The organism is Mesorhizobium sp. USDA 4775, assembly GCF_054062655.1.
In genome coordinates this window covers 548,757-575,718 of record NZ_JBSSFM010000001.1, presented here as the reverse complement: position 1 = coordinate 575,718, position 26,962 = coordinate 548,757, and the positions used below count along the sequence as shown (strand labels likewise).

Below are 26,962 nucleotides of genomic sequence, written 5' to 3'. Positions count from 1 at the left end.
GTCATGTTTAATAATCAACCCAGACATCGGACTGCCGAGGCCAGAAATGGGAAATCGGCGACCGCATTGGAGAAAGCCAATGGAGCTGAACCTGCCGCACGATCTGTCGCCATGGGGCATGTTCATGGCCGCCGACATCATCGTGAAGGCGGTGATGATCGGATTGGCCTTCGCTTCTTTAGTCACCTGGACGATATGGCTGGCCAAATCGCTGGAAATTTTTGGCGGCAAACTGCGTATCCGCCGCGCCGTCCGCGCGATCGGCGGTGCCGCGACGCTGAAGCAGGCGATCGGCGCGCTCGACCGCAGTGGCGGCCCCGGCACGCTTCTGGTCAAGGCAGCGGAAGATGAGACCGCGCTCTCGGCCGGCGCGCTCGACCATGCCGGCGGCGACGGGCTGAAGGAAAGGGTCGCCTCGCGCCTGTCGCGCATCGAGGCGGCGGCGTCGCGGCGCATGTCGCGCGGCACAGGCGTGCTGGCGACGATCGGGTCAACGGCGCCCTTCGTCGGCCTGTTCGGCACCGTCTGGGGCATCATGAACGCCTTCATCGGCATTTCGCAGGCGCAGACCACCAATCTGGCAGTGGTCGCGCCGGGCATCGCCGAAGCGCTGCTAGCCACGGTGATGGGCCTCGTCGCGGCAATTCCGGCAGTGGTGATCTACAATGTCTTCGCCCGCTCGATAGCCGGCTACCGGCAGATCCTCGCCGACGCCTCGGCGGGCGTCGAGAGGCTGGTCAGCCGCGACCTGGACTTCCGCACGGTCGCGCCGGCGACGGCGCCGACGGCGGAGTAGCGACGCCATGGGAAGCAGAATCCGCCAGACCCTGGACGACGATCTCGAGGAGAGCCACGAGATCAACGTCACGCCCTTCATCGACGTCATCCTGGTGCTGCTGATCATCTTCATGGTCGCCGCCCCGTTGGCGACGGTGGACGTCAATGTCGACCTGCCGGGCTCGACGGCGACGCCCGCGCCGCGACCCGAAACGCCGTTGTTCCTGACCTTGAAGGATGATCTTACGCTGGCTATCGACAACGACAGCGTGCCGCGCCCGGCCTTCGCGGCCACGTTGGACAGCAGGACCAGGGGCGACAAGCAGACGCGCATCTTCCTGCGCGCCGACAAGGCGGTCGCCTATGGCGACCTGATGGAGACCATGAACCTGCTGCGCGGCGCCGGCTATCTGAAGATCGCGCTGGTCGGCCTGGAGACGGCGCCCGCGACCAATGCGCCGGCACCCGCTCCCGCGGGAACGGCCGCGCCATGACGCAGGCGGCGGCCCCGCCCACGACTTACCTGTCGCGCTTCGGCTGGCGCGATCTTGGCTTGTGGACGGGTGCGGCGGTGCTGGTGCTTGGCGCCCATGTCGCAGTCGCCTATGCGGTGCAGAGCTTCAGTCCGATCGAGACGGATGGCGGGCCGCTGCGGGCTCCGATGATCGAAATGGTGCCGATGACGGTGATGCCGGCCGTGCCCGAACAGGCGGCGATGCTTGAAGCAGCGATGCCCGACCAGGCCGAACCAGTCGAGGAGGCCGAGAGGGTCGCCGAAGCCGAGCCCGAGAAGATGATCGAACAGACCGAGCCGACAGCCGAGCAACCGGAAATGGTGCCGCCCGACGAGACCGAGCTGACCACGACAGCCGAGCCCGAACCGGCCGATCAGCCGCCCTCGGACGAGGTCATTCCCGATGTCGTCGAGGCCGTCACGCCCGAGGTCGTCGTTCCGTTGCCGCAGCCGAAGCCGGTCGAAGAAGCCAAGGAAAAGAAGCTGGTCCAGGCCAAGGCGAAAAACCCGGCTGAGAAACCCAAGCCGCGGCCAAGGAAGAAAAAGGCCGAGCCGGCAAGGAAGGTTGCCACCGCAAGCGCGCAGACAAGGCCGGCGGCAAGGGCGGCCGCGCCGAAAGCGGCGGCAGGGTTCTCGGGCATAAGCCCGGCCAAGTGGGAATCCCGGCTGGCGGCATGGATCAATCGGCACAAGCGTTATCCAAGTGCTGCGAAATCCAGGGGAGCGCAGGGCAATGTGAACGTGGCCTTCGCGGTGGACGCATCCGGCAGGGTGGTGTCGGCGCGCGTGGCGCGTTCTTCGGGCGATCCCGACCTCGACCGCGCCGCGCTCGCCGTGCTGCAGGGCGCAACGGTGCCGGCACCGCCGCCGGAGCTCGGTTCCCGCGTCAGCCGCACGGCGCCGTTCGTGTTCAATTTGCGGGATTAGAGCAGAGGCCCGACCCGTGCTGTCCGATCTTTGTGAGGACCGCAGTCAATGGCTCATCGACTGGCACAGCGCTTCGACCTGATCCAGGTAGAAGCGGCATTTCGTGCGCAGTGTCCTGAGGTTTGGATCGTCGGCGCCGTTGATCTCGATGGTCTGCATCATGAAGTCGAAATGGGCGTGGAAGGCGTCCGCCGCGCCCCACAGGCCGTCTGCCTGCCAGGTGTCGGCCATCGCCAGGGAAATCAGTTGCCGGGCCTCGGCGCGTGCGGCATCCGGCGATGCCGGCCGACTGGCGATCAGGGTCTGGAGCCGGCCGAAGATGCTGTTCCTGGCGTCGGCGCTCCTGATGGGTGCGATCATGTTCATTGGCGGGTCCCCCTCGAATCTCTATGCATGAAGTCCATTTGCGGGCCGCGGGCGATCAAGGCGGGGATCGCAGCGCCGGCGCGCACACGGCTGCGTGTTGCATCCGCTACGCTCTCCTTTGCTGAGCGTGGTTGTCCTTCGGCTTGGTATGCATCGGGTTGCCGCTGAGCTGCGCATGCCTTGCCGGCTGCGCGCCGCGCAGGACGTCGAAGGCCTCGGCATAGGCCATGCCGAGCAGGTAGGAGATCATGGGAAAACGGCTTGCTTCGGCCATCTGCACGAGCTCATTGCTCATTGTCGCGATATATTGAAGGCTATCGATCTCTGACTGACGTAGGGACTGATTGGCCACGTGCTTCTCCTGTCATCGGATGGAACTCAGGGAACGCGTATTGGCTACACGGACATACTAAGACGGCTAATTAACGGACCGACCCACCGAATGCGGGTTTGGTTCCGGGGTCGAAAGGGTCAACGCATAGATGGGTGCATCAGTGAGACGGTCGAGGCCGAGAAGACGCTTGATCGCCGAATGGCTGAGCGCTGCTGTGGGGCAGGCCGACAGACCATGCCTGGTCGCCGCCAGCATCATGTTCTGGCCGATATGGCCCGCCTCGATCAGCACGACGCGGTAGGCGTTGGCATCCTCATATTTCCACATGGTGCGGTCGAGCCTGGCGCAAAGCAGGATCAGGCAAGGCATGGCATCAGCCCATTCCTGACCGCCGACCAGTTCGGAAATCTTCGGCAGATGGTTGGCCGAGATCCTGCCGAGGTCGTGATCGGCGGCGGAATAGTGGTAGACGCCGGGCTCCAGGCCCTCGACGCCAAGCGCAACCACATAGGCCTCGTAAGGGTTGCGTGCGCCGCCCGAAGGGGTCATGCCCAGCGGCAGGGCGCCGACGCAGTTGCTGGTCTCGCCGGTAATGCCCATGCCCGCGAACAGGCAGTCGGAAAGCTGCCGCGCGGTGATGGTGGGGGCGGCCGCGGTGCGGTTGGTGCGGCGCCGCGCCATCAGGGTCAGGAGTTCGTTGTCGTCGAGTGCGTTCGGCAGCCGAATGGCGCCGGCGGCATTCTTGAGCATGAGGTCGGGCTGTGCGACATGGCCGGCGCGTTCGATCTGGCGGGCCTCGGCCTGTTCAATGGTCATGAACTCCGAGTCCTGGACGCAGAAGTGCATCAGCGCGGTCGGGATGCCCCAGTTCCACTGTCCGGAGAATCTTGTTTCCTGTTCGGCCAGCGGTGAGCCGGCGGTGACCAGGGCGGAAAAATCGAGCAATTGCGGGACGACGGCGCTCAGGTCGGACGTCGACCATCCGTGAGCGCGCGAGATTTCCGCGGGAGAGGCCCATTCGTCCCAGGATGCGAGGAGACCGATCACGTCGGGGCTGCATTCGAAGACGCTTCGGGTCAGGAAATTGCAGGCCGTGACCTTGTTGGTCCCGGGATAGAGGACGAGCGTTTTTGAAGAGCGCATTTTCATGATGCTGAATGCCGTTTTGTGAATGCGAGGCGCCGACAGGCGAACCGCCCATCGGCGCCGAACGGCTTCAGCGCTTGTTGTAGTGCATGCCCTGCGAGAAGAAGACGGTCTGCGTGCCCGCGGCGACCGTCAGCTTCGGGGCATTGTTCACTTTCTTGGCCATTTTTGTCCCTTTCCCGACCCCCAATGGGATCTGTTGAAAGACCCCGGCAGCGGGATCCGCGTGAAGAAAGGTAAGGTCGAAAGAGTTAATGGTTTGTTAAAATTGTAGTAAAGGCAGTGTTATCTAAAATATCTTTCTTGGCGATAAAGTCTAAAATATCGATTTTACTCAGATATGGAGTAGGCAATCGTTACCATACGCTTTTTCAGGATATCCTTATTCTTATTTAGCGTAACCTGGCGACTAAGCCAGTCCGTCCCGGGCGAGGCTGGCGACGAGTTGATCGATGCCGGGATCGTCGAGCCTGACGACATGCGCCATGCGGATCGCATGCCGTGGCCGGATGCCGGACATATCCTGCCGCATGATGACCGATACGAATGCCGGCCCGGCCTCTGTTAGAAGCATGGCCTTGCCCGTCAGCACCGGTTCGGAGATGGGAGCCCACTGCACGGAAATCAGCGACGGTTCGCCGGTCTGACGACGGTTGACGCCGCTGAAATAGATCCAGTTCAGGCGCGAGATGGCCACGCCATAGTGATTGCCGCGCGCCCGCGCCCATGTCGAGCCACGGCGCTCCGACCACCCGGTGACCCTGCGGAATGTGACCAGTTCGGCCTCGCGACGCACGAAGGTCACCGACCGCATCAGGAGGTCGGGACGGGCGGGGATGGAAAAGTAGGTGAAATAGGTACCGCCCGCGATCGACGGGGCGGGAGGGCGGATCATCTGGTTGAACAGACTTTCGGAAATCGGCGGCAGACCGGGAGCCCTGTGCTCGGGGGTACCAGGGTCCTGGTAGAGTTCGGCCTCGTCGATGCGGAAGTAGTCGCAGATCAGCTTGGCGGTGGCTTTGTTTGGAACGGTCTGCCCTTGCAGGTATCGCTCAAACTGCGTGCGGTTGATGCCCAACTCACGGCATACCGCGCTAACGGAGGCATGGTCCTTGCAGAGTCGTCGGAGATTTGCAGCGAGGTTCTCGCGAATGGACACGTCTTTGCTTTCGCAGGCGAATTCTTCATTTCAAACTCGGAATCCCTGTAGCGCCTTCGGTCGCCCCGCCGAAACGCCTTGTCACAACACACAGAAAAAACCGATTTGAGAACGCCACTCTAATGGGGCGGCTTCCAAAAAAAATAGCGGCGATCCGGCAACGGCCATCGCCATAAGTCCAATTGACAATTGCCTAGCCCCGGAGGTCGCGAAATTGCGTGCGGCTTTCTTTGGGGTGGAATTGGCACGCAGCGCCGCATGACGAGGCATGGGACGACCATTCGCCCTGGCGGCGCGGCGGAAAAAGCAGAAAACCAATTATTCCGCTGGTGGAGCTGAGGAGGATCGAACTCCTGACCTCGTCATTGCGAACGACGCGCTCTCCCAGCTGAGCTACAGCCCCGTCCAACGGATGGCGCATTTATCTGGCACGGCGGATTTCTGTCAAGGCGGGGTTTTGCCGAAAATCCCTGTTGCCTGATGCTTCGGTTGCCGGCCCTTGCCGGTTTGGCGTGCAATGGCTACATGTCGGCAACAATTGGAGACCGGCATGCTCGCCCTCATTCAAACCATCGTCATGGCGCTTGACCTCTACTGGTGGATCATCATCGCCTCGGCGATCTTTTCCTGGCTCTATGCCTTCAACGTCGTCAATTCGCGCAACCAGTTCGTCGGCAGCATCGGCAACATGCTCTACCGGCTGACCGAGCCGGCGCTGCGGCCGATCCGCCGCTTCATGCCGGACCTTGGCGGCATCGACATCTCGCCGATCATCCTGCTCTTGATCCTGTTCTTCGTCAGGCAGTTCATTCTCACCACGGTAGCACCGCTGGTGCTTTGAGCCCGACGATCGCATGAGCGCGCCGTTCCGCATCCGTGAGAACGGCATCGACCTGTTCGTGCGGCTGACACCTAAATCTTCCATGGACAGGTTGGAAGGCGTCGAAACGGCGGCGGACGGGCGAAGCCATTTGAAGGCGCGGGTCCGCGCCGTGCCGGAAAACGGCGCCGCCAATCACGCGCTGGAGAGACTGGTCGCCAAGACGCTGGGCGTGCCGGCATCGGCCGTTTCGGTTGTCGCTGGCGGCACGAGCCGGCTGAAGACTGTGCGCATCGTGGGCGATCCGGAGGCGCTGGCGCAGCGCGTTGAGGCGCTCGGCCCATAGAGCCTAGTTCTGCTAGGCGGTGCCCCCTCATCCGGCCGCTTCGCGGCCACCTTCTCCCCCCAGGGGAGACGAGGAAAGCGCCGGCGGTGGCTACCTCCTCTCCGCTTGGGGAGAGGTCGGATTGCCCCGAATTGTCTTTTGCAATTCGGTTGGCAATCCGGGTGAGGGGCTTCGCCCGGCGCGATCACCCCGGGGACGCCTTCAATCCCCCAATGGCAGCCTTGGATCGTCGACCTTCAGCGTGTTCACGCTCTGCTTGATGCGGCGCAAATTCTCCAGCACTTTCGGACCGCGCGTCTCGGCAACCGATGTCACGATCATGTCGACGATCGCCAGCAGCGCATAGCGTGACGATGTCGGCTTGTAGATGTTGCCGTCCTCGAGCGGCTGCAAATGGATGACCGTGTCGGCGGCCTTGGCCAGCGCCGAATCGGGCGCGGTGATGGCGACCGTGGTGGCGCCATATTGCTGGGCGACCTGCACCGCCTCGATGACCGAGCGCGCATAGCCGGACACCGAAAAAGCGACCAGCGTGGTTTCCGGCGTGGCTACGGCGGCGTACATGCGCTGCAACTGCCCATCGATCTGCGCCAGCACCGGCAGGCCAAGCCGGAACAGCCGATTCTGCATCTCGGTCGCCATCATCGAGGAGATGCCGCCAGAGCCGATGCACAGCACATTGCCTGACGTCGCAAGCCGCTCGGCGACGGCGACCAGCGTCGTCATGTCCAGGTTCTCGCTGGCGCGCTGGATGGCCGAGATCGCCGCTTCGGTGATGGCCGAGGCGATGCGCTGCTCACGCGCGTCGCGACTCAACGGTTCGGGCGACAGATACTGGCCGCCAATGGCGATGGCCTGCGCCAGGTAGAATTTGAAGTCGCGCAGGCCCTCGCAGCCGAGATTGCGGCAAAAGCGCGTCACCGTCGGTTCGCTGACGCCAACGCGCGCGGCAATCTCGGAGATGGCCGCCTTGGAAGCGAAATCGAGATCGGACAGCACAAGGCCGGCCAGCCGGCGATCCGACTTGGTGCCGTCCTGCGACATCAGCTGCAGCCGCGTGATGATGTCGGCCGGCGTCTTCATGTCTGTTGTTTCGTCTTCATGCCGTTGCCCTCGGGGCAGGCCTTATAGCGGCAGGCCCGTCGCCTTGTCGAACAGATGGATGTTGCCGGGATCGACCGAGACCGGCAGCAGGTCACCCGGCTTGACCGGCACCCTGTCGCGGAACACGGCGCGCACCGTATCGGTGCCGATGGCGCCATAGACATGGGTCTCGGAGCCCGTCGGCTCGACGACATCCACCTTGAGCGCCATGGCATCGGCGGCCTCACCGATGATGAAGTGCTCGGGCCGGATGCCGGCCTCCACCGCATTGCCAGCCGGTGCCGCCTTGCCGGCAAGCGCAAGCCGTCCGCCGCCGGCCGATTCGAACCAGCTTTTCTCGGGCGTCGCCTTGAGGGCGCCGGAGACAAAGCTCATCGACGGCGAGCCAAGAAAGCCGGCGACGAACTTGTTGGCCGGCCGGTCATAGAGTTCGAGCGGGGCGCCGACCTGCTGGATCCGGCCGCGGTCCATCACGACGATGCGGTCGGCCATGGTCATGGCTTCGATCTGGTCGTGGGTGACATAAACGATGGTCGATTTCAGCCGCTGGTGCAGCGCCTTGATCTCGGTGCGCATCTGGACGCGCAACTGCGCGTCGAGATTGCTGAGCGGCTCGTCGAACAGGAACACCGAGGGTTCGCGCACGATGGCGCGGCCCATGGCGACACGCTGACGCTGGCCGCCCGAGAGCTGGCGGGGGTAGCGGTCGAGATAGGAGAAGAGGTTGAGCACCGCGGAGGCCTTCTTGACCTTGTCGTCGATGGCGGCGCGGCTCTCGCCACGGATCTTCGGGCCGAAGCCGATATTGTCGGAGGCCTTCAAATGCGGGAACAGCGCATAGGACTGGAACACCATGGCGATGTTGCGCTGCTGCGGCGGCAGATCGTTGGCGCGCGTGCCGCCGATCATGAGGTCGCCGGAACTGATCGTCTCCAGGCCGGCCAGCATGCGCAGCAAGGTCGACTTGCCGCAGCCGGACGGGCCGACCAGCACCACGAACTCGCCGCTCCTGATGTCGAGGTTGATGTCCTCGAGGATCTTGTGCTGGCCAAAGGATTTCGACAGGTTGCGAAACAGGACGTCGGTCATGGTCACGCTCCCAATATGTCGTCGATGAATGGCAGGCAGCCGGCGGTCAGTCCGGCATCCACGGGCATCACCACGCCTGTTACGCCCGATGCGCGGTCAGAGGCAAGGAAAGCCACGGCTTCAGCCACTTCCGAGGCGTTGACGATGCGGCCGAGCGGGTAGAGGCGCTTGAGCTTGCCCAGGATTTCCGGGTCCTTGGCCAGGCGATGGTCCCAGGCGGCGGTGCGGATCGATCCGGGACAGACGACATTGGCGCGCACGCCGCTGCGGCCGAGTTCGACGGCGATCGATTTGGCATAGGCGTTGATACCGGCCTTGGCCGCGGCGTAGGCCGGATTGCCGAAATGCGCGATGGCGTTGACGGAGGAGATGAAGACGACGCTGCCTGACCTGCGCGCCGCCATTGCCTTGACGATAGGGTCGGCGAAAGTCATCACCCCGGTCAGATTGAGGTCGAGCTCGTGCTCGATCCTGTCGGCATCGAGCGCGGAAATCGTCTCGGCGCGCGTCCAGCCGGCATTGTTGATCAGGATGTCGGGCACGCCGTCAGTATCCAGCACGGCGGCGATCCCCGCCTCGATCGAAGCCCGGTCGAGAAGGTTGAAGACATGGCGCGAGGCAAGGTGCGGGCTTGCCAGCGCCTCCTGCGACTGGTCGCAGCCAACCACCCGGGCGCCCCTTCCGGCCAGCAATGCGACGATCGCCGAGCCAAGGCCGCCGCCGGCACCGGTGACGACGACAGTGCGGCCTTCGAATTCGGCTTTCGAAACCACGGCGCTTGCTCCTCCCGCAGGTCAGGCAGATGTCGGCAGGCTACCGAAAGGAATGTAATTAAGCAACATGATAATCCGCTTGCATGCCGTGAATTCCTCGATAATGTAGGAAAGTCACATAAATCTTGTGCCTGGTATCGGCACAAGGAGCGCAAATGCGCGGAACAATGGGAGAGATCAGATGAGCCTTGCCAAATGGACTGTCGGCCTGATGGCCGGAATGAGCATGCTGGCCTTCGCGGCGCAGGCGAATGCGGGTGAAGTACGCGTAACCGTCGCCGAATACAGCGCCAAGACCGGTCCGTATTTCGAAGAGGTCAAGAAGGAGTTCGAGGCCAAGAACCCCGGCATCACCATAAAGTTCGAGGTCGTGCCGTGGGATGTGCTGCTGCAGAAGCTGACTACGGACATCACCGCCGGCACCAATGCGGATCTGTCGATCATCGGCACGCGCTGGCTGATCGACTTCGTCCAGCAGGGCGTCGCCGAACCGCTAGACAGCTACATCACGCCAGACTTCAAGGGCCGCTTCATCGACACCTTCCTGTCGCCCTCGATCATGGACGGCAAGACCTACGGCTTGCCGATCGCCGCTTCGGCGCGCGCGATGTATTACAACAAGGAACTGTTCGAGAAAGCCGGCATCGCCAAGCCGCCGGCGACCTGGACCGAGCTGCAGGACGATGCCCGCAAGATCAAGGCGCTTGGATCCGGCGCCTTCGGGTTCGGCCTGCAGGGCAAGGAGATCGAGACCGACGTCTATTACTACTATGCGATGTGGTCGCAAGGCTCGGAAATCCTCAACAAGGACGGCACGTCGGGCCTCGGCACGCCGGGCGCGCTCGAAGCCGCCAAGCTCTACAAGTCGATGATCGACGAGGGGCTGACCGAACCAGGTGTGACCTCCAACAACCGGGAGGACGTGCAGAACCTGTTCAAGCAGGGCAAGGTCGGCATGATGATCACCGCGCCCTTCCTGTCCAACCAGATCAAGGACGAGGCGCCGAAGCTCAAATACGGCGTCGCCGCCATTCCGGCCGGCCCGACCGGGGCGCGCGGTACCTATGGCGTCACCGATTCCATGATCATGTTCAAGAACTCCAAGAACAAGGATGAGGCCTGGAAGCTGATGGACTTCCTGTTCACCACGGAACAGCGCGCCAAGTTCACGCAAGGCGAAGGCTTCCTGCCGGTGAACAAGGAAGAGGCCAAGATGGATTATTACGTCAACAACGCCGATCTGGCCGCCTTCACCGCGCTGCTGCCCGACGCCCGCTTCGCGCCGGTCATCCCGGGCTGGGAAGAGGTTGCCCAGATCACTTCGGATGCCATGCAGAAGATCTATCTCGGCGGCGACCCGGAGGCAGGCTTGAAGGACGCGGCGGCGAAGGCCAATGCAGTGCTGAAGAAATAGGGCGTATCTCCCTGCGCCCCGTGGCGCGCCCCAGACTCAGGCGGGGCGCGCCACATCTTGCAGATGCGAATTTTGGATTCGCCAGCCAGGCCAGCCGATGCAAAATCGTTTCCTGCCCTATCTCCTGACCTTGCCCAGCCTGTTCCTGGCGGCGGTCGTCATCTTCTGGCCGGTCTGGGACCTGATCCAGATATCGACGCATGACGTCAATCGCTTCGGCCAGTTGCGCGAGTTCAGCGGCCTTGCCAATTTCGCGTCGCTTGCCGCCGATCCCGATTTCGTCGCGGCACTCTGGCGCACCGGTGTGTGGACCGTGCTGGTGGTCGGCGGCGCGCTGCTTTTGTCGGTGCCGGTGGCGATGATCCTCAACACCGATTTCTATGGCCGCGGCCTTGCCCGCGTCATCATCATGCTGCCCTGGGCGGTGTCGCTGACCATGACGGCCGTGGTCTGGCGCTGGGCGCTCAGCGGCGAAAGCGGCATGCTGAATTCGGCGCTGCTTGGCCTTGGCCTGATCGACCACAACATCCAGTGGCTGGCCAGCGCCGAGACGGCGTTCCCGATGCAGGTGCTGATCGGCATATTGGTGACGGTGCCGTTCACCACGACGATCTTCCTCGGCGGCCTGTCGTCGATCCCGGACGATCTCTACGAGGCGGCGGCGCTCGAGGGCGCCACGCCGCTGCAGCAGTTCCGCGAGATCACCTTTCCGCTGCTGAAGCCGTTCATCAACATCGCCATCGTGCTGAACACCATCTACGTCTTCAACTCCTTCCCGATCATCTGGGTGATGACGCAGGGCGGGCCGGCCAACTCGACCGACATCCTGGTCACCCACCTCTACAAGCTCGCCTTCCGCATCGGCAAACTGGGCGAGGCCTCGGCGGTGTCGCTGGTGATGTTCGCCATATTGCTGGTCTTCACCATGATCTATGTGCGGTTGGCGATGCGGGAGCAGCGCGCATGACAAACAAGCTCATGACGGGCAAGCTCAAACGCACCGTCATCGCCTGGCTGCTTTTGGCGCCGCTGATCGTGGTGACGATCTTTCCCTTCGCGGTGATGTTCCTCACCGCGGTCAAGCCGCGCCAGGAGGTGCTGTCGCCGACATGGTGGCCGAGCGAGTTCCGCTGGTCGAATTTTGCCGACATGTGGGTGGCGACCGGCTTCGGCCAGGCACTGGCCAATTCGCTCTATGTCTCGGTCATCGCCACCGTCGGCGCCATCCTTATCTCCGTTCCCGCGGCCTACGCGATGTCGCGCTTTCGCTTTGCCGGCTACGGCGCCTTCCGCCAGTTCCTGCTGATCTCGCAGATGATCTCGCCGATCGTGCTGGTGCTCGGCCTGTTCCGGCTGATGGCCGCATGGGGGCTGGTGGAATCGACGACGGCGCTCGGCTTCATCTACATGGCCTTCAACGTCGCCTTCACCGTGTGGATGCTGCAGAGCTATTTCGACACCATTCCGCGCGACCTCGAAGAGGCCGCCTGGATGGAAGGCGCCGGCCGCTGGCTGACCTTGCGCAAAGTGTTCCTGCCGCTCTGCCTGCCGGCCATCGCGGTCACCGCCATCTTCACCTTCATCAATGCCTGGAACGAGTTCGTCGTGGCGCTGACCATGCTGCGCAGCCAGGAAAGCTATACGCTGCCGATCCAGGTCTTTTCTCTCGTCGCCGGTCGCTACACGATCGAGTGGCATCACGTCATGGCGGCGACACTGCTGGCGACATTGCCGGTAGCGATCCTGTTCATCTGGCTGCAGCGCTACCTCGTCCGGGGCCTGGCGCTCGGGGCCGTCAAATAGCCTGATATCGTGGAGTTTTCATGCGCATCTTCACCGCCTCGCTGGCGACGGAAACCAACACCTTTTCGCCGGTGCCGACGGACCGGGCCTCGTTCGAGATGGCCTTCTATGCCGGACCGGGCAAGCATCCGGAGACACCGACGCTGTGCTCGTCGCCGATCGTCGCCTTGCGCCGGCGTGCGGCCAAGGAAGGGCTGACCGTGATCGAAGGCACCGCGACCTGGGCCGAGCCCGGCGGCCTGGTGCAGCGGCAGACCTTCGAGGCGCTGCGCGACGAGATCCTCGACCAGTTGAAGGCGGCACTGCCGGTCGACGCGGTCATTCTCGGGCTGCACGGCGCCATGGTGGCGCAAGGCTATGACGATTGCGAAGGCGACCTGCTGGAACGTGTGCGCGGGATTGTCGGGCCTGACGTGGTGATCGCCTCGGAATTCGATCCGCACAGCCACCTGACGCCTAAGCGCGTGGCGGCGTCCGATATCATGGCCTATTTCCTCGAATTCCCTCACACCGATTTCTACGAGCGCGGCGAACATGTTGTCGAGCTTGGGCTGGCGGCCGCGCGCGGCGAGATCAAGCCTGTCATCTCGACGTTCGACTGCAGGATGATCCAGGTGCTGCCGACCAGCCGCGAGCCGATGCGCTCCTTCGTCGACCGCATCAAGGCGTTGCACGGCAAGGACGGCGTGCTGTCGGTTTCCGTCATCCACGGCTTCATGGCCGCCGACGTGCCGGAAATGGGCACGCGCATCCTTGTCGTCACGGACAATGACAAGGCCAGGGGCGACGCGCTGGCGGAGAGGCTGGGACGCGAGCTCTACGAACTGCGCGAAAAGACGGCGATGACGATGCTCGATACCGCCGACGGTATCGACCGGGCGCTGGCGGTGCGTGCAGAGAACCCCGGCAAGCCGGTGGTCATCGCCGACATCTGGGACAATCCCGGCGGCGGCGTTCCCGGCGACGGCACCTTCGTGCTGCGCCAGATGCTGGGGTGCGGCCTCGACAAATTCGGCGTGGCGACGATCTGGGACCCGATCGCGGTGACCTTCTGCCTGGCGGCCGGCGAGGGCGCGGTCATCGACCTGCGTTTCGGCGGCAAGGCCGGGCCGCAGGCGGGTGAGCCGATCGACGCCCGCGTCAAGGTGCTGAAGGCCGTTACCGAGGGCTGGCAGAGTTTCGGGCCGAGCCGGGTGACGCTCGGGCCGACCGCGCTGATCCGCATCGAAGGCACCGAGGTCGATATCATCCTCAACACCAACCGCACGCAAACTTTCGAGCCGGACATTTTTTCCAATATCGGCGTCGATCCGCTGGCCAAGGATATGCTGCTGATCAAGTCGACCAACCATTTCTATGCCGGCTTCGAGCCGATCGCGGCGGAGATCATCTACGTCACGGCGCCGAGTTCGTATCCGAGCAATCCGGCGGTGACCGATTACAGGAAGCTGACGCGGCCTGTATGGCCTAGGGTGGCGGATCCGTGGAGGGATGAGGCTCCCCCTTCTCCCTTTGTGGGAGAAGGGGGAGCCGAAGGCACGGATGAGGGGTACTCCAGCGGAGTGAGGCGTTAGCGTTCCCTGGAACACCCCTCATCCGTCTCGGCGCTGCGCGCCGATCCACCTTCTCCCACAGGGGGAGAAGGAAAAAGCCGGCGCTACACCAGCCCGCGCTTCACCATCATCGCTTCCGGCGAAGGCATCTTGCCGCGAAACGCCTTGTACAGCTCTTCCGGATCCTTCGAGCCGCCGGCGGCGTAGATGTTCTTGCGCAGCCTTTCGGCCAGTGCCGGGTTGAAGGGATCGCCGGTTTCCTCGAAGGCGGCGAAGGCATCGGCGTCCAGCACTTCCGACCACATGTAGGAATAGTAGCCGGCCGAATAGCCGTCGCCCGAGAAGACATGGCCGAAATGCGGGGTGCGGTGGCGCATCGCGATGGTGTCGGGCATGTCGAGTTTTTCCAACGTTTCGGCTTCGAAACGAAGCGGCTCGAGCGGAGCATCGGGCCGGGCGTGATAGGCCATGTCCATCAAGGCGGAAGACGTGAATTCCACCGTGGCGAAGCCGGCGCCGAAGGTTCGTGTGGCCAGCATCTTGTCGAGCAGCGCCTTCGGCATCGGCTTGCCGGTCTTGACGTGCAGCGCGTGCTTTTCAAGCACCGCCGGCACCGTCAGCCAATGCTCGTAGAGCTGCGAGGGCAGTTCGACGAAATCGCGGCTGACCGAAGTGCCCGCAACCGACGGCCAGGTGACGTCGGTCAGCATGCCGTGCAGCGCGTGGCCGAATTCGTGGAACAGCGTCTTGGCCTCGTCGACCGACAGCAGGGCCGGCTCGCCGGCCGGTGGCTTGGCGAAGTTCATGATGTTGTAGATCACCGGCTTCGAGCCGTGGCCGAGTTTATAGCCGGACTTCAGCGCGCTCATCCAGGCGCCGGAACGCTTCGAGGGCCGCGCGAAATAATCGGCGAGGAACAGTGCGCGCTCGCTGCCATCGGCGTTTTTCACCACGAAGACGCGCGCATCCGGGTGCCAGGCGGCGATGCCCTTTCTCTCCTCGAAGGTGATGCCGAACAGTTTGGTCGCGACGTCGAAGCAGGCGTCGATCACCCGGTCGAGCTGCAGATAGGGTTTCAGCTCCGCCTCATCGAAAGCGAATTTTTCCGCGCGCAGCTTCTCCTGGTAGAAGCGCCAGTCCCAGGCGGCGAATTTCTCGTTGCTGCCGGCTTGCGCCGCCAGCCGCTCCAATTCCTTCTGGTCGGCGGCGGCCTTTTCCAGCGCCTTTTCCCAGACCGGATCGAGCAGGTCGTGCACCGCCTTCGGCGTCTTGGCCATGGTGTCGTCGAGCTTCAGCGCGGCAAAGGAGGCGTAGCCGAGCAGCCTGGCCTTTTCGGCGCGCAGCTTCAGCATGTCGCGCACCACTTCGGTGTTGTCGCTGGCGCCGCCATTCTGGCCGCGCATGGTGAAGGCTTTGAAGGCGATCTCGCGCAGGTCGCGGCGTTCCGAGAAGGTCGTGAACGGCTCGTAGATCGAGCGCGACAAAGTGACGGCGTAACGCCCCTTCTGGCCGCGCATCTCGGCCGCCTCTGCCATCGAGCTTTTCAGGAAATCCGGCAGGCCGGCAAGGTCGGCCTCGTCGAGGAACAGCGCCCAGTCGCGCTCGTCGGCCAGCACGTTCTGGCCGAAAGCCGTACCGAGCGAAGACAGCTCCTCATTGATCCTGGCAAGCCGCTTCTTGCCTTCGGCATCGAGCTTGGCGCCGGAGCGGACGAAACCCTTCCAGGTCTTCTCCAGCACCCGCAGGGTCTCGGCGTCGAGGCCGAGGTGCTCGCGGCGCTGGTAGAGGTCGTCGATGCGGGCAAACAGCTTCTCGTTCATCGAGATCGCCGAAAAATGCCTGGACATCTTCGGCGAGATGTCGCGCTCCAGCGCCTGGATCGTCTCGTTGGTGTAGGCGCCGGCGCGGCACCAGAAGATCGACGAGACATGATCGAGTGCCTCGCCGCCAAGTTCCAGCGCGGCAAGCGTGTTCTCGATGGTCGGCGCGTCCTTGTTGCCGGCCATCGCATCGATCTCCGCCTCATGCGCCTTCAACGCCGCGTCGAAGACCGGGGAAAAATCGCCGTCACCGATATGGGCAAAATCGGGCAGGCCGAGCGGCCCCTGCCACGCGGTCAGCGGATGGGCGGCGAGGTCGACGGTTTTCGTGGAGGGCATGAAGGGTCTTTCGCTGGCGTCAAGGAGGAGGGTGTCACCGATGTAGGACGCGGTCCGCGTGCCCGCAATATGGCAGTTGACCGACCCGCCTCAATAGGCTTCGCAGTTTTCGGCGATGGCCGCCTGCGAGCTGGCGGTGATGCGGTTGTCGGTCACCGCGAAGGTTTCCTGCATCAGCATGTCATTGTCGGGGAAGTCGTAGCAGGCGATCACCGTGGTGACGCCGCCTTCGCTCTTCTCGATGCGGTGGCGGATCGCGGCACCGGCAACCGCGCCTTTCCATTCGTCGAGCGCGGCGATGAATTCCTGCTTGCTCTGGACGACGCCGAGGTCTTCGAGCTTGATGCGGACGTCGTCGGCAAGCAGGTCGGCGAGTTCGGTGCGGTCGGCGACCAGCAGCGCCGAATACCAGCGGCTGATGATGGCGCCGTCGTCGGCGCGCGCGGCAACGATCGCTATCAGCAGGGCGGCGGCGGTGAAGACGACCGGCCGGACGTTCCTCACCGGGCGCGCCTTACCGTTCATTCCAGCACCGGCCGCTCGAAATCGCCGGTCTCCTTGTTCATCACCCAGAGCTCGCCGGTCGAAATGTCGAACCAGGCCCCGTGCAGCGACAGCCGCCCCTTGCCCTCGAGGATCGAGACACAGGGAAAGGTCCGGAGGTTGGCGATGGAATAGCGGATCGAGATGCGTTCAAGCGCTGTCTGGCGCTCGGCCGCCGTCATGAAGCTGGAAGAGACCGTTTCGGCGGCGGGCGCGATCAGGCTCATCCATTTGCCGATGAAATCGCCGGGAGACAGCGGCGCGGCATTGGGGTCGAGCGCGGCGCGGATGCCGCCGCAGCGGCCATGGCCCATGACGACGATGTTCTTGACCTTGAGGCTCTGCACCGCGAATTCGAGCGCCGCCGAGGTCGAATGGAACTCGCCGTCCGGTTCGTAGGGCGGCACCAGATTGCCGACATTGCGCAGCACGAAGAGTTCGCCCGGCCCCGCGTCGAAGATCGCTTCGGGTGCCGCGCGCGAGTCGCAGCAGGCGACGATCATCGTTTCCGGGGCCTGCCCCTCGCGGGCGAGCTCGCGATAGCGGCCGCTCTCGGTGAGATAGCGGCCATTCATGAAATTGCGATAGCCGGCGAGGAGGTGTTCGGGAAGATGAGGCATGGGCGGCTAAGGCCTTTCCGGGGTTGGAGGCGGCAGCTCGTTGCGGTCGAGAAAGCCTCTAGCGGCAAAAGCCTGTCACGAGCAATGCAGAATTGTGGGGTCTGGCCATAAACGCCATGCACATAGGCGGGACGTCCGCCGACATCGTCATGCCCAGATGGCGACCGGTATGCCAAAACCGTCAGCGAGTGGCGGGTTGGGAAATGGCTTCGCGCTGCCGCTGGCGATGCGGCCGGCGATCAGCATCATGACCGCCGCATCGAGGAAATCGTCGGCGGGCCGCGCCACGCGGCGGTGGCTGGTCGAGGAAATCCTTGGCATAGCCGTGCCGGCACAGCAGCGCCTTGCGCTCCGCCATGCCGGCCGGATTGACGCTGCCCTTGATCTTCTTGGGCAGTTGCATGGCCTGGTCGCCATTCAGGCGGCAGAAAGCGACTTCGGGATGCGATTCGAAGACGCGGCCGCGCAGATCGGGCCGCGCGATCAGCAGGGCGTCGATCTCGCGGATCTTCGAAAAGATGCCGAAGGCCTGGATCGAAACGCCGCGCGGCGGGTCGGATGTGGCCCTTGCCACCGCGCTTGCCCTGCGATGCGCGGCATACCAGGCTTCGATTGTGGTGAAATCGCTGGTGTCGGCATAGAGCGCGGCGCGGGACGGGATCGAAAACACGCTGGACTGGCGCGCGCCGAGCAGCGGCCTGACCAGCGCTTCCGGTCCGCGGCCGCCTTTGCTGGACAATTCGGGCAGGCCGATCGGCATGTCGACGGCGACAACCGCATTGTCGGGAGTTGCCGCGAGCAGCGCCGCGAAACTGGCGAAGATTTCAACCGATGGCGCTGAACCAGGGTTACGAGGTGTCGAACCGGGGTTACGACGTATCGAACCGAGTTCGCGCCGCACGGCGATCCAGCCGGCCTTGCAGCCGTCGGCGCCGACGAGTACGGCCCCGGCCGAAGTCACGCCCGGCGATCCCGCCCCGGATGCGTGAGATGGCGCAGCTGCACCATGGCCATCGGGTGCGACAGGCTCTGCGCATCGGTTTCGAGCTGCAGCTCGTCGCCGCCGCGTTTTGCCGTGCGCGCCAGGATCTCGTAGACCGCCGCGGTGGTCGATTGCAGCGCCTTGATCGGTGGTTGGCCGGAAAGGATGCGGGCGAGGTAGACGGCCGCCGTCAGATCGCCCAGGCCGTTCGGCGGCTTGTCGATCAGGCGATGTTCGGCCAGCAGCGCCTGGGTGCCGTCGAGAAGCAGATTGCCGGTGCCGCCAATCATCATCGATTGTGCCGAGGTGACCAGCATTGTCGACGGCCCGGCGTGGAGTGCTGCCGCGATCACCGATTTGAGGTCTGGCAGCGGCGCGCCGGCCATCCATTCCAACTCATAGCGGTTGGGCGTGGCGATGTCGGCGATCGGCATCAGCCGGTCTCGCATGGCGGCGGCGGTGGGCTCAGGCACGTAGAGCCCGCCGGAATCGCCCATCACCGGATCGCAGATATAGACGGCATCAGGCGTCCTGGCCTTCACCGCGGCGACCAGTGAGGCGACAGCCTCGGCCTGGCCGGCCTCGCCGAGATAGCCCGACAGAACCGCGCCGACCTCGCCCAGCCATGGCGCGCGCTCGAGGTCGGCCATGAGCGCCTTGAACTGGTCGAGCGGCGGCACGATGCGCGTCGCGCGCCCATGACCGGGATGCCAGGGCAGGATGATCGTCGGAACCGCCCAGACTGGAAAGCCAAGTGTTTCGAGCGCAAAGACGGCAGCGCGGTTGCCGACCGAACCACGGGCGACATGGCTGGAAATGACGATGACCGCACGCGGCGCGTCGGGTTTTTCGGCGCTCATTGTCTTTTGATTCCTAGCTGCCCCGGGTGAGGAAAAGCACGAGCCAGACCATCAGGCCCAGCGCCAGAAGCAGGCCGAGTATCCTGCCAATGCGCGTGCCCCAGACCTCGATCGGGTCGGTGCGGTCGGCGTCGGCGGCGGCGACATGGTCGCGCACGCCTTTCGTCGTCCGCGCCACGAAGGAGGCGCCCGCCGGATCGGTCTCCTGCGCGACGCGCTCGAGGATGCGGCGCGATTCCCTGTCGCTGTCGTGGCGTTGCGCCATGATGATGTCCCGTTTTGACCGGACCTTATCGCGTTCGCGCGGCCAATCACAGGGCCTTGCGGCAAGGCGATGGATGCCGTCGCTGGTCCAGAGGCCGAGGCCGTTTTCTTGCGCGCCGATTGTGGTAATGCTTCGCATGCAACTTCTATCGAGGGACCCCATCATGCTTGCCCAGCGCCTTGCTCGCCCATCGCCATTCCGCACGCTGCCCGCCTTCCTGATGATGGCAATCGTCCTGCCGCTGCTTGCCGGCTGCGGCTACAACACGATCCCGACGGCGGAGGAAAACGCCAAGGCGGCCTGGAGCGAGGTGCTGAACCAGTATCAGCGCCGCGCCGACCTCATCCCCAATCTGGTCGAGACGGTCAAAGGCTATGCCTCGCATGAAAAGGACACGCTGGACGCGGTGGTCGAGGCGCGCGCCAAGGCGACGCAGATCACGGTGACGCCGGAAACGCTGAAGGATCCCGAAGCCCTCAAGAAGTTCCAGGATGCCCAGGCCGGGCTGACCAGCGCGCTGTCGCGGCTGATCGCGGTGTCGGAGGCCTATCCCGACCTTAAGGCCAACCAGAATTTTCTGGCGCTGCAGGCGCAGCTCGAGGGCACCGAGAACCGCATCGCGGTGTCGCGGCGCGACTACATCCAGGCGGTCAGGGACTATAATCTGACGCTCAAGACCTTCCCGTCGGTGCTGTGGGCTACCTTCTGGTTCCGCGGCAACGAGCCCTTCGCCAACTTCACCGTCGACGAAGACAAGATGCAGCCGCCGAAGGTCGATTTCGGCACGAAGCAGGGCGGGTGAACGATCAAATTAGCGGGTCTGGTCCTTGTTGACCTTGAGTTCCGTCACACCCCCCTCTGTCCTGCCGGACATCTCCCCCGCAAGGGGGGAGATCAGCTGTCGTTTCGGCTTTCGCCAATTTTCGGCGTTTGAAGGTTTGGGCCGACGGCAAAGCTGCCAATCTCCCCCCTTGCGGGGGAGATGGCCGGCAGGCCAGAGGGGGGTGCGAAGGAACGCCGCCCTCAATTTTCTTGGCCCGCTTTTCCTCATTGTCTTCTTCCTCCCCCTAACTGCCCTCGCCGCCGATCTCCCGGCGCTTACCGGCCGCGTCGTCGACAATGCCGGCATCATCGATGTCGGCACCAAGGCGGCGCTGACACAAAAACTCGCCCGACTTCGAGACCAAGGGCTCCGACCAGATCGTCGTCGCCACCATTCCCAGCCTCGACGGCGAGGAGATCGAGCCGTATGCCAACCGGCTGTTCCGCTTCTGGAAACTCGGCCAGGCCGGCGAGAACAACGGCGTGCTTCTGCTGGTCGCCAAGAACGACCACAAGATGCGCATCGAGGTCGGCTATGGGCTGGAAGGCACGCTGACCGACCTGCACACCAAGCTGATCATCGAGAACGACATGGTGCCGGCGTTCCGCGCCGGCGATTTCCCAGGCGGCATCTCCAAGGCTGTCGACGACATGGTCATGGTGCTGGAAGGTCATCCCGAGGAACTGGAAGCGCGCGGCAAGCGCAACCAGCAGGCGCCGTTCAATTCCGACGACCTGTTCTTCGCCATTTTCATCAGCATCTGGGCGATCATCTTCTTCGGCAGCATCGCCGCCTCCATCCTGCCGCCGATCTTCGGCAAGAAGCTTGGACCCGGCCGCTATCGCTGGCTCGGCATGACGTTCGAGCCCGGCCGGCGCTCCTCAAGCGGCGGCTGGTCCTCCGGCAGTTCCGGCGGCGGCTGGTCTTCGGGCGGTGGTGGCTTTTCCGGCGGCGGCGGTTCGTCCGGCGGCGGCGGCTCCTCGGGAAGCTGGTGACGGCATGACGACACGCCGCCTGCCGAGGCCCGGCTATTTCAACCCGACGATCCACGTTGTCCTGGCTGTTCTGGCGCTGCTGTTGTCCTGTTTCGCGGGTTCTGCCGCCGAATTGCCAGCGCTCACCGGCCGCGTCGTCGACAATGCCGGCATCATCGATGCCGGCACCAAGGCGGCGCTGACACAAAAACTCGCCGACTTCGAGACCAAGGGCTCCGACCAGATCGTCGTCGCCACCATTCCCAGCCTCGACGGCGAGGAGATCGAGCCCTATGCCAACCGGCTGTTCCGCTTCTGGAAACTCGGCCAGGCCGGCGAGAACAACGGCGTGCTTCTGCTGGTCGCCAAGAACGACCACAAGATGCGCATCGAGGTCGGCTATGGGCTGGAAGGCACGCTGACCGACCTGCACACCAAGCTGATCATCGAGAACGACATGGTGCCGGCGTTCCGCGCCGGCGATTTCCCAGGCGGCATCTCCAAGGCCGTCGACGACATGGTCATGGTGCTCGAAGGTCATCCCGAGGAACTGGAAGCGCGCGGCAAGCGCAATCCGGCCGACAGAAGCACCCCCATCGATCCGATCGTCGCGGTGTTCCTGATCCTGTGGGCGACGATGTTCTTCGGCGGCCTGGCGATGGCGTTCCTGCCGCCGATGTTCGGCACCAAGCTGTCGCCGGGCGTGTATAGATGGCTGGGCATGACGTTTCGTTACGGCAGGGGGCCGAGCGGATCCTCGGGCCGCAGCGGCTGGACGACGGGTTCGTCGGGTGGCGGCTGGTCGTCGGGGAGTTCCGGCAGCAGCTGGTCGTCAGGATCGAGCAGCAGCGGCGGCGGGTTCTCGGGGGGCGGCGGCTCGTCCGGTGGTGGCGGTTCTTCAGGAAGCTGGTGAGACAATGGCAACACGACCGATCAGCCCGCAGGATCACGAGCGCATCGCCGATGCGATCCGCGCCGCGGAAACCAAAACCGACGGCGAGATCTACTGCGTCGTCGCGCATGCCAGCGACGGCTATTTCGCTCCGGCCGCCATGATGGCGACGCTCGGCATGCTGGTCGTCAGCCTCGCCGTCGCCTATGGGCTGGAGGCATGGTGGCTCACCATCCGCCTGCCGCATTTCGTCGTCGCGCAATTGCTGGCGCTGGCCTGCGTGCTTGCCCTGTTGTGGGCTGTTCCCGGGCTGCGCATCCATATGGTGCCAAGGCGACTGCGCTATCAGGCGGCGCACGCCAATGCGATCAAGCAGTTCCTCGCCCGCAACGTCCATCGCACCGCGGCGCGCACCGGCGTGCTGGTCTTCGTCTCGATCGCCGAACGCTATGCCGAGGTGGTCGCCGATTCGGGCATCGACGCCAAGGTCGGCCAGCATGTCTGGGACGGCGTGGTGCGCGACCTGACGGCGCATGCCGGCGACGACCGGCTTGCCGACGGCTTCGTCAAGGCGATCGAGCAGGTGGTGTCGGTGCTGGCCGAGCATTTCCCGGTCACGTCTGGCGATACCAACGAGCTGGACGACCATCTGGTCGAAATTTGAGAGCCTGCTGGTAGACACCACTTTACCGATCCGGCCTGTTTGCGGACAGGCTTTGCGCAATGTCAGCAATGTCAGGATCGGCTGTGAGAAAGCGGCCGGCGGGTCACCCTGACTCTTGCAATCGGCCGATGCGGGTTTATGGTTAACAAATCATGAATACGCTGACGATCGACATCCGGAAAGCCGACCCGCGCGATGCAGGCGCCATTGCCGAAGTGCATCTGGAAGCATGGCGCGGCGCCTATTCCGGCATTATTCCACACCGCACGCTGACGTCGATGATCAACCGCCGCGGCGCCGACTGGTGGGCCAATGCGATTCGCCGCGCCGCCACCGTTCTGGTCGTCGAAATCGGCGGCACCATCGCCGGCTATGCGACGATCGGCAAGAACCGCGCCCGGGAACTCAAGCAGCAGGGCGAGATCTACGAATTGTACCTGCGCCCGGAATATCAGGGCATCGGTCTCGGCCGGCGGCTGTTTTCCGCGGCGAGGGCGCGTCTTGCCGACCATGGCCTGAAGGGCATGGTGGTGTGGGCGCTGGAAGACAACCAGAACGCGCTGGCTTTCTATGCCGGCGCCGGCGGCCGCGATGTCGCCGAGGGCGTCGAGATCTTCGAGCAGAAAGCGCTGAAGAAGGTCGCCTTCGTCTGGGAATGACCGCCGATCGCGCAAAGCAAGGCCGTACGTGGTGCATATCCCCGTGAAATCACGACGCTGAAACATCTTGTGGCGATGATTGAACGCATGTGACGCCATCGCGTCCCGCCTGACGTTCACCAGCACCATTCGCCGCATTGCGCCATTGGGCGCCGCCCGCTATCTCCTCCCGACCGAGAGAGGGACAAATCCATGCGCATTGAAGCCATAGCCACCGGAAAGAATCCGCCCGAAGACGTCAACGTCATCATCGAAGTGCCGATCGGAGGCGAACCGATCAAGTATGAGATGGACAAGGAGGCCGGCACGCTGTTCGTCGACCGCTTCCTGCACACCTCGATGCGCTATCCCGGCAATTACGGCTTCGTGCCGCACACGCTGTCGGGCGACGGCGATCCGATCGACGTGCTGGTCTGCAACACGCGCGCGCTGGTGCCGGGCTGCGTCATCAATGTGCGGCCAATCGGCGTCTTGATCATGGAAGACAATGCCGGCCAGGACGAGAAGGTCATTGCCGTGCCGTCACCCAAACTGACGCTGCGCTACGAGAACGTTACCGAGTATACGCAGCTGCCCGACATCACCCTGCAGCAGGTGCAGCACTTCTTCGAGCACTACAAGGATCTCGAGCCCGGCAAATGGGTCAAGATCGAAGGCTGGCACGATTCCAAATATGCCAAGAAGATGATCGTCGACGCGATCGAACGGGCGAAGAAGAGCAAGTAGTCCGAGTCCGAACGGTCAGTTATCCACCCGGCCGAAAGCCGGCACATTGCCGATGACGGTGTGCCGGTCCTTGCCGCAGGCGAAGGTTCGCGCCTTCTCGTCGGCGAGTTTTCGCGCCTGGTCGTTGGCTTGCGGGTTGCCGGTGGCCAGCACAAGGCCGACCGTGCAGCTTTCCCGCGCATCCATCTGGCCGACCTTGGCGACAAGCAGCACGTTTGTCGATTTGTTCTGATCCTCGGCATTGCTGATCGTGCGGCGGTGGATGACCGCGAAGGGCACGGCCTTGTCGCCATTGGTTTCGATGCGCCATTCAACCTTGGCCGCGGACGAATTGAAGCCTGAAAAACTCTCCCAGACGGACGTCATGTCGCCGCCGGGCGGAAAACCGTAGAACAGCGATTCACGGGCGTCGTCATAGGCGATGAGCACGGGATAGCCGCGATAGCCCGAACAGGCGAGATCGGCCCAGTCGCCATCGCCTTCTGCGGCCTGCGCATAGGTCACGCAATCCTTCTTCGAATCGAGGTCGGTATAGGCGCTGGATATGTCGCCGGCACGAGCCTCCTGACACAGGCCGGCAAGCGCAAGCGGGATCAGAATGGCACGCATGACGACAATCTCCAGTTAGGCCGGAGCAACGTATCGCCAAACGCTATTTCTTCAAGCTCGCTTCTATCAGCAGATCGGCGTTCGTCGCCACCGACTGAGCGGGGCCGCCGAGACCAAACAGCTGGCCGCTGATATAGGCGCCTTCGATCAAAAGCAGCAGCCCATCACCCAGAGTGTCGGGGTCCTGCGCGCCCATCGCGGCGGCCATGGCGCGCAAGCGGCGGCGCAGCTCCTGCTTGTTGGCCTCGCTAACGACACGCGCCGGATGGCCGCGCTCGGGATATTCCACGGCCGCGTTGGTCATGCCGCAACCGCGGTAGTCGGGCTTTTGCGTGCGCTTGCCGACGCGGGTCAGAAAGGCGCCGATCTGCGCGCGCGGGTCGCCGGGATGGGCGTCGACCGCCTCGTCGAAACGCTCCCAGAATTCGTGGTCATACTGACGCAGATAGGACGCCGCCAGCTCGTCCTTCGACGGGAAACTTCGGTAGAGGCTGGGTTTGGTGACGCCGGCGCGTTTGACGATCTCATCGACGCCGATTGCCCTGATGCCGCGCCGGTAGAAAAGGTCATACGCCACGTCGAGGATCTTCTTGGCCGCCTTCGGCGGCGCCGATGCATGATCGTCGCTGATGGACAGTTCAATATTTTTGTCAGTTGGCATCATGGAACTCGATTGACAATGTTACCGATCGGTACGTATACGTGCTCCCATCTTGCAACGTACCGGTCAGTAACATGATAGCTCAATCCCGTCCGTTTGGCCAGCGCTACGCCTTCGTGGTGGTCGGTGTCATCTTCCTTTGCCTGCTGATCGCCGCCGGGTTGCGCTCGGCGCCCGCCGTCATGATGCTGCCGCTGGAAAACAGCTTCGGCTGGCGGCGCGATGTCATCTCGCTGGCCGCAGGCGTCGGCATCCTGCTCTATGGTCTGACGGGCCCGTTCGCCGCCGCGTTGATGGAGCGGATCGGGCTGCGGCGCACGCTGATCGCATCGCTGCTGGTGATGTCGGGCTCGACCGCTCTCAGCCTGCTGATGACCAAGCCCTGGCATCTCTTCATCACTTGGGGCGTCTTCTCGGGCATCGGCTCCGGCGCTGTTGCCAGCGTGCTTGGCGCCACCATCGTCAACCGGTGGTTCAAGACCAATCGCGGCCTGGTCATGGGATTGATGTCGGCCTCCAGCGCCACCGGCCTGCTGGTGTTCCTGCCGCTGCTCGCCTCGCTGGCGCAATCGGGCGGCTGGAGGCCGGTCGCCATCGCCGTCGCGGTCGCCACGGCCTGTCTCCTGCCGCTGGTCTGGCTGCTGGTGCCGGAGCGTCCGGCTTCGATCGGCATGGTGCGCTATGGCGCCGAGGCCGACGACGTGCCGCCGGTGCCACCGGCATCGCAAGGCAATTTCCTGGCGCATACGCTCAATACGTTGCGCCGCGCCGCCGGCACGCGGGTGTTCTGGTACCTGTTCGCCACCTTCTTCGTCTGCGGCTTCACCACCAACGGGCTGGTCGGCACGCATCTCATCGCCTTCTGCGGTGACATGGGCATCGGCGAGGTGCAAGCCGCCGGCCTTTTGTCGATGATGGGCATTTTCGACCTGATCGGCACAACGCTGTCGGGCTGGCTCACCGACCGTTTCGATCCGCGCAAGCTGCTCGGCGTCTACTATGCCATCCGCGGCCTGTCGCTGATCTACCTGCCCTATTCCGGCTTCTCGGCGACCAGCCTGATCATCTTCGCCGTGCTCTACGGCCTCGACTGGATCGCCACCGTGCCGCCGACACTGCGGCTTGCCAATGAAGCGTTCGGCGACCGCAGCGGCCCGATCGTGTTCGGCTGGATCGTCGCCGGCCATCAGGTGGGTGCGGCCACTGCGGCCGCCTTCGGCGGCACGATGCGCGAGCTGCAGGGCAATTACGAGCTCGCTTTCCTCATCGCCGGCATGACGGCCATCGCGGCGGCCTGTATCGCGCTGCTGATCAACACCAGCCGGCCGGCGTTCGACCCGGAACCGCAAGCCGCCTAAGGCGGGATAAGGCTAAATTCAATCAAGGCGATCTGACGGCCG

29 protein-coding genes, 1 tRNA gene and 2 pseudogenes are annotated in these 26,962 nt (G+C 63.9%); 16 read left to right on the top strand and 16 right to left on the bottom strand.

The genetic code is table 11. The features are described from left to right. Positions 1–46 precede the first annotated feature (46 nt). From exbB to ACVILI_RS02885, 3 genes are read left to right on the top strand one after another with little or no spacing between them, the layout of a single operon-like run. On the top strand, positions 47–796 hold the full coding sequence (gene exbB / locus ACVILI_RS02895; protein ID WP_019861921.1) for a tonB-system energizer ExbB: 750 nt from the start codon (positions 47–49) through the stop codon (positions 794–796). Between the two features lie 7 nt (positions 797–803). Continuing rightward, positions 804–1,271: a TonB system transport protein ExbD gene (exbD, locus tag ACVILI_RS02890; RefSeq protein ID WP_038650413.1), complete on the top strand. Its 468-nt coding sequence runs from the start codon at positions 804–806 to the stop codon at positions 1,269–1,271. Further along, a complete protein-coding gene (locus tag ACVILI_RS02885; protein ID WP_038650411.1) occupies positions 1,268–2,218 on the top strand; it encodes a TonB family protein in 951 nt (316 codons plus the stop codon). Before exbD ends, ACVILI_RS02885 begins: the two co-directional genes overlap by 4 nt. A gap of 45 nt (positions 2,219–2,263) precedes the next feature. Here ACVILI_RS02885 and ACVILI_RS02880 read toward each other — a convergent pair whose 3' ends face one another. From ACVILI_RS02880 to ACVILI_RS02860, 5 genes are all read right to left on the bottom strand, one after another. After that, positions 2,264–2,584: a hypothetical protein gene (locus tag ACVILI_RS02880; protein ID WP_038650409.1), complete on the bottom strand. Its 321-nt coding sequence runs from the start codon at positions 2,582–2,584 to the stop codon at positions 2,264–2,266. 106 nt (positions 2,585–2,690) lie between these two features. Beyond that, positions 2,691–2,936, bottom strand: a complete 246-nt coding sequence (locus ACVILI_RS02875) for a hypothetical protein (RefSeq protein ID WP_019861913.1) — start codon at positions 2,934–2,936, stop codon at positions 2,691–2,693. A gap of 66 nt (positions 2,937–3,002) precedes the next feature. After that, positions 3,003–4,061, bottom strand: coding sequence for a SagB/ThcOx family dehydrogenase (locus tag ACVILI_RS02870; RefSeq protein ID WP_457102320.1), 1,059 nt, complete (start codon positions 4,059–4,061; stop codon positions 3,003–3,005). Positions 4,062–4,473: 412 nt separating this feature from the next. Further along, the gene (locus tag ACVILI_RS02865; protein WP_019861910.1) at positions 4,474–5,223 is read right to left on the bottom strand and encodes a helix-turn-helix domain-containing protein; all 750 of its coding nucleotides are present in this window, start codon (positions 5,221–5,223) and stop codon (positions 4,474–4,476) included. Positions 5,224–5,550: 327 nt separating this feature from the next. Next, a tRNA-Ala gene (locus ACVILI_RS02860) sits at positions 5,551–5,626 on the bottom strand. 147 nt (positions 5,627–5,773) lie between these two features. On the opposite strand from ACVILI_RS02860, the gene ACVILI_RS02855 reads away from it, so the two are divergent. Both ACVILI_RS02855 and ACVILI_RS02850 read left to right on the top strand, forming a co-directional pair. Continuing rightward, positions 5,774–6,064 carry a YggT family protein gene (locus ACVILI_RS02855; RefSeq protein ID WP_027047523.1) on the top strand — a complete coding sequence of 97 codons (291 nt, stop codon included), beginning with the start codon at positions 5,774–5,776 and terminating at the stop codon, positions 6,062–6,064. A 13-nt stretch (positions 6,065–6,077) separates the two neighbouring features. Further along, positions 6,078–6,389: a DUF167 domain-containing protein gene (locus ACVILI_RS02850; RefSeq protein WP_019861908.1), complete on the top strand. Its 312-nt coding sequence runs from the start codon at positions 6,078–6,080 to the stop codon at positions 6,387–6,389. 201 nt (positions 6,390–6,590) lie between these two features. On the opposite strand, the gene ACVILI_RS02845 is transcribed toward ACVILI_RS02850, so the two are convergent. The 3 genes from ACVILI_RS02845 to ACVILI_RS02835 are packed head-to-tail and all read right to left on the bottom strand — an operon-like array spanning position 6,591 to position 9,355. Continuing rightward, a complete protein-coding gene (locus tag ACVILI_RS02845) occupies positions 6,591–7,472 on the bottom strand; it encodes a MurR/RpiR family transcriptional regulator (RefSeq protein WP_019861906.1) in 882 nt (293 codons plus the stop codon). Between the two features lie 42 nt (positions 7,473–7,514). Further along, positions 7,515–8,582 (bottom strand): ABC transporter ATP-binding protein, encoded by a 1,068-nt coding sequence (locus tag ACVILI_RS02840; protein ID WP_038650405.1) that lies wholly within the window; start codon positions 8,580–8,582, stop codon positions 7,515–7,517. Between the two features lie 2 nt (positions 8,583–8,584). Further along, positions 8,585–9,355: an SDR family NAD(P)-dependent oxidoreductase gene (locus tag ACVILI_RS02835; protein WP_038650403.1), complete on the bottom strand. Its 771-nt coding sequence runs from the start codon at positions 9,353–9,355 to the stop codon at positions 8,585–8,587. A 181-nt stretch (positions 9,356–9,536) separates the two neighbouring features. Between ACVILI_RS02835 and ACVILI_RS02830 the strand changes: the two genes are divergently transcribed. From ACVILI_RS02830 to ACVILI_RS02815, 4 genes are all read left to right on the top strand, one after another. Next, positions 9,537–10,769, top strand: coding sequence for an ABC transporter substrate-binding protein (locus ACVILI_RS02830; protein WP_019861903.1), 1,233 nt, complete (start codon positions 9,537–9,539; stop codon positions 10,767–10,769). Between the two features lie 97 nt (positions 10,770–10,866). Next, positions 10,867–11,736 carry a carbohydrate ABC transporter permease gene (locus tag ACVILI_RS02825; protein ID WP_010912213.1) on the top strand — a complete coding sequence of 290 codons (870 nt, stop codon included), beginning with the start codon at positions 10,867–10,869 and terminating at the stop codon, positions 11,734–11,736. Positions 11,737–11,747: 11 nt separating this feature from the next. Continuing rightward, complete coding sequence (locus ACVILI_RS02820; RefSeq protein ID WP_038653518.1) at positions 11,748–12,572, top strand: carbohydrate ABC transporter permease; 825 nt, start codon at positions 11,748–11,750, stop codon at positions 12,570–12,572. Positions 12,573–12,592: 20 nt separating this feature from the next. Continuing rightward, positions 12,593–14,146 (top strand): M81 family metallopeptidase, encoded by a 1,554-nt coding sequence (locus tag ACVILI_RS02815; RefSeq protein WP_019861900.1) that lies wholly within the window; start codon positions 12,593–12,595, stop codon positions 14,144–14,146. Positions 14,147–14,229: 83 nt separating this feature from the next. Here ACVILI_RS02815 and ACVILI_RS02810 read toward each other — a convergent pair whose 3' ends face one another. From ACVILI_RS02810 to ACVILI_RS02785, 6 genes and pseudogenes are all read right to left on the bottom strand, one after another. Next, positions 14,230–16,284, bottom strand: a complete 2,055-nt coding sequence (locus ACVILI_RS02810; RefSeq protein ID WP_038650400.1) for a M3 family metallopeptidase — start codon at positions 16,282–16,284, stop codon at positions 14,230–14,232. Positions 16,285–16,374: 90 nt separating this feature from the next. Continuing rightward, positions 16,375–16,809, bottom strand: a complete 435-nt coding sequence (locus ACVILI_RS02805) for a hypothetical protein (RefSeq protein WP_038650398.1) — start codon at positions 16,807–16,809, stop codon at positions 16,375–16,377. Next, a complete protein-coding gene (locus tag ACVILI_RS02800; RefSeq protein ID WP_457102319.1) occupies positions 16,806–17,447 on the bottom strand; it encodes a carbonic anhydrase in 642 nt (213 codons plus the stop codon). Before ACVILI_RS02800 ends, ACVILI_RS02805 begins: the two co-directional genes overlap by 4 nt. A 249-nt stretch (positions 17,448–17,696) precedes the next feature. Continuing rightward, positions 17,697–18,348 (bottom strand): annotated as a pseudogene (locus ACVILI_RS02795) (DUF429 domain-containing protein); the annotation flags it as partial. Between the two features lie 56 nt (positions 18,349–18,404). Beyond that, on the bottom strand, positions 18,405–19,289 hold the full coding sequence (pdxY, locus tag ACVILI_RS02790; protein WP_038650394.1) for a pyridoxal kinase PdxY: 885 nt from the start codon (positions 19,287–19,289) through the stop codon (positions 18,405–18,407). Between the two features lie 13 nt (positions 19,290–19,302). Continuing rightward, on the bottom strand, positions 19,303–19,554 hold the full coding sequence (locus ACVILI_RS02785) for a hypothetical protein (RefSeq protein WP_027047520.1): 252 nt from the start codon (positions 19,552–19,554) through the stop codon (positions 19,303–19,305). Between the two features lie 163 nt (positions 19,555–19,717). On the opposite strand from ACVILI_RS02785, the gene ACVILI_RS02780 reads away from it, so the two are divergent. The 6 genes and pseudogenes from ACVILI_RS02780 to ppa all read left to right on the top strand — a co-directional run bounded on the left by ACVILI_RS02780 (position 19,718) and on the right by ppa (position 24,292). Beyond that, positions 19,718–20,356 (top strand): LemA family protein, encoded by a 639-nt coding sequence (locus tag ACVILI_RS02780; RefSeq protein ID WP_019861892.1) that lies wholly within the window; start codon positions 19,718–19,720, stop codon positions 20,354–20,356. A gap of 202 nt (positions 20,357–20,558) precedes the next feature. Continuing rightward, positions 20,559–21,372 (top strand): annotated as a pseudogene (locus ACVILI_RS02775) (TPM domain-containing protein). Between the two features lie 4 nt (positions 21,373–21,376). After that, positions 21,377–22,264: a TPM domain-containing protein gene (locus tag ACVILI_RS02770; protein WP_457102318.1), complete on the top strand. Its 888-nt coding sequence runs from the start codon at positions 21,377–21,379 to the stop codon at positions 22,262–22,264. 4 nt (positions 22,265–22,268) lie between these two features. Then, positions 22,269–22,907 (top strand): TPM domain-containing protein, encoded by a 639-nt coding sequence (locus tag ACVILI_RS02765; RefSeq protein ID WP_240565277.1) that lies wholly within the window; start codon positions 22,269–22,271, stop codon positions 22,905–22,907. Between the two features lie 152 nt (positions 22,908–23,059). Further along, complete coding sequence (locus ACVILI_RS02760; protein WP_010912199.1) at positions 23,060–23,566, top strand: GNAT family N-acetyltransferase; 507 nt, start codon at positions 23,060–23,062, stop codon at positions 23,564–23,566. A 192-nt stretch (positions 23,567–23,758) separates the two neighbouring features. Further along, complete coding sequence (gene ppa / locus ACVILI_RS02755) at positions 23,759–24,292, top strand: inorganic diphosphatase (RefSeq protein WP_038650389.1); 534 nt, start codon at positions 23,759–23,761, stop codon at positions 24,290–24,292. Positions 24,293–24,307: 15 nt separating this feature from the next. Here ppa and ACVILI_RS02750 read toward each other — a convergent pair whose 3' ends face one another. Together ACVILI_RS02750 and ACVILI_RS02745 are read right to left on the bottom strand one after the other, a co-directional pair. Beyond that, positions 24,308–24,901: a hypothetical protein gene (locus ACVILI_RS02750; protein ID WP_038650387.1), complete on the bottom strand. Its 594-nt coding sequence runs from the start codon at positions 24,899–24,901 to the stop codon at positions 24,308–24,310. Positions 24,902–24,944: 43 nt separating this feature from the next. After that, on the bottom strand, positions 24,945–25,562 hold the full coding sequence (locus tag ACVILI_RS02745) for a TetR/AcrR family transcriptional regulator (RefSeq protein WP_038653515.1): 618 nt from the start codon (positions 25,560–25,562) through the stop codon (positions 24,945–24,947). A 74-nt stretch (positions 25,563–25,636) separates the two neighbouring features. Between ACVILI_RS02745 and ACVILI_RS02740 the strand changes: the two genes are divergently transcribed. Continuing rightward, positions 25,637–26,920, top strand: coding sequence for an MFS transporter (locus ACVILI_RS02740; protein ID WP_038650386.1), 1,284 nt, complete (start codon positions 25,637–25,639; stop codon positions 26,918–26,920). Positions 26,921–26,962 lie beyond the last annotated feature (42 nt).

Excerpts from the sequence above, each read along its gene's own strand:
- exbB (WP_019861921.1), top strand. The coding sequence starts at position 47 with ATGGGAAATCGGCGACCGCATTGGAGAAAGCCAATGGAGCTGAACCTG.
- exbD (WP_038650413.1), top strand. The coding sequence starts at position 804 with ATGGGAAGCAGAATCCGCCAGACCCTGGACGACGATCTCGAGGAGAGC.
- ACVILI_RS02885 (WP_038650411.1), top strand. The coding sequence starts at position 1,268 with ATGACGCAGGCGGCGGCCCCGCCCACGACTTACCTGTCGCGCTTCGGC.
- ACVILI_RS02880 (WP_038650409.1), bottom strand. The coding sequence starts at position 2,584 with ATGAACATGATCGCACCCATCAGGAGCGCCGACGCCAGGAACAGCATC.
- ACVILI_RS02870 (WP_457102320.1), bottom strand. The coding sequence starts at position 4,061 with ATGCGCTCTTCAAAAACGCTCGTCCTCTATCCCGGGACCAACAAGGTC.
- ACVILI_RS02855 (WP_027047523.1), top strand. The coding sequence starts at position 5,774 with ATGCTCGCCCTCATTCAAACCATCGTCATGGCGCTTGACCTCTACTGG.
- ACVILI_RS02850 (WP_019861908.1), top strand. The coding sequence starts at position 6,078 with ATGAGCGCGCCGTTCCGCATCCGTGAGAACGGCATCGACCTGTTCGTG.
- ACVILI_RS02845 (WP_019861906.1), bottom strand. The coding sequence starts at position 7,472 with ATGAAGACGCCGGCCGACATCATCACGCGGCTGCAGCTGATGTCGCAG.
- ACVILI_RS02840 (WP_038650405.1), bottom strand. The coding sequence starts at position 8,582 with ATGACCGACGTCCTGTTTCGCAACCTGTCGAAATCCTTTGGCCAGCAC.
- ACVILI_RS02830 (WP_019861903.1), top strand. The coding sequence starts at position 9,537 with ATGAGCCTTGCCAAATGGACTGTCGGCCTGATGGCCGGAATGAGCATG.
- ACVILI_RS02825 (WP_010912213.1), top strand. The coding sequence starts at position 10,867 with ATGCAAAATCGTTTCCTGCCCTATCTCCTGACCTTGCCCAGCCTGTTC.
- ACVILI_RS02820 (WP_038653518.1), top strand. The coding sequence starts at position 11,748 with ATGACGGGCAAGCTCAAACGCACCGTCATCGCCTGGCTGCTTTTGGCG.
- ACVILI_RS02815 (WP_019861900.1), top strand. The coding sequence starts at position 12,593 with ATGCGCATCTTCACCGCCTCGCTGGCGACGGAAACCAACACCTTTTCG.
- ACVILI_RS02810 (WP_038650400.1), bottom strand. The coding sequence starts at position 16,284 with ATGCCCTCCACGAAAACCGTCGACCTCGCCGCCCATCCGCTGACCGCG.
- ACVILI_RS02805 (WP_038650398.1), bottom strand. The coding sequence starts at position 16,809 with ATGAACGGTAAGGCGCGCCCGGTGAGGAACGTCCGGCCGGTCGTCTTC.
- ACVILI_RS02800 (WP_457102319.1), bottom strand. The coding sequence starts at position 17,447 with ATGCCTCATCTTCCCGAACACCTCCTCGCCGGCTATCGCAATTTCATG.
- pdxY (WP_038650394.1), bottom strand. The coding sequence starts at position 19,289 with ATGAGCGCCGAAAAACCCGACGCGCCGCGTGCGGTCATCGTCATTTCC.
- ACVILI_RS02785 (WP_027047520.1), bottom strand. The coding sequence starts at position 19,554 with ATGGCGCAACGCCACGACAGCGACAGGGAATCGCGCCGCATCCTCGAG.
- ACVILI_RS02780 (WP_019861892.1), top strand. The coding sequence starts at position 19,718 with ATGCTTGCCCAGCGCCTTGCTCGCCCATCGCCATTCCGCACGCTGCCC.
- ACVILI_RS02770 (WP_457102318.1), top strand. The coding sequence starts at position 21,377 with ATGACGACACGCCGCCTGCCGAGGCCCGGCTATTTCAACCCGACGATC.
- ACVILI_RS02765 (WP_240565277.1), top strand. The coding sequence starts at position 22,269 with ATGGCAACACGACCGATCAGCCCGCAGGATCACGAGCGCATCGCCGAT.
- ACVILI_RS02760 (WP_010912199.1), top strand. The coding sequence starts at position 23,060 with ATGAATACGCTGACGATCGACATCCGGAAAGCCGACCCGCGCGATGCA.
- ppa (WP_038650389.1), top strand. The coding sequence starts at position 23,759 with ATGCGCATTGAAGCCATAGCCACCGGAAAGAATCCGCCCGAAGACGTC.
- ACVILI_RS02750 (WP_038650387.1), bottom strand. The coding sequence starts at position 24,901 with ATGCGTGCCATTCTGATCCCGCTTGCGCTTGCCGGCCTGTGTCAGGAG.
- ACVILI_RS02745 (WP_038653515.1), bottom strand. The coding sequence starts at position 25,562 with ATGCCAACTGACAAAAATATTGAACTGTCCATCAGCGACGATCATGCA.
- ACVILI_RS02740 (WP_038650386.1), top strand. The coding sequence starts at position 25,637 with ATGATAGCTCAATCCCGTCCGTTTGGCCAGCGCTACGCCTTCGTGGTG.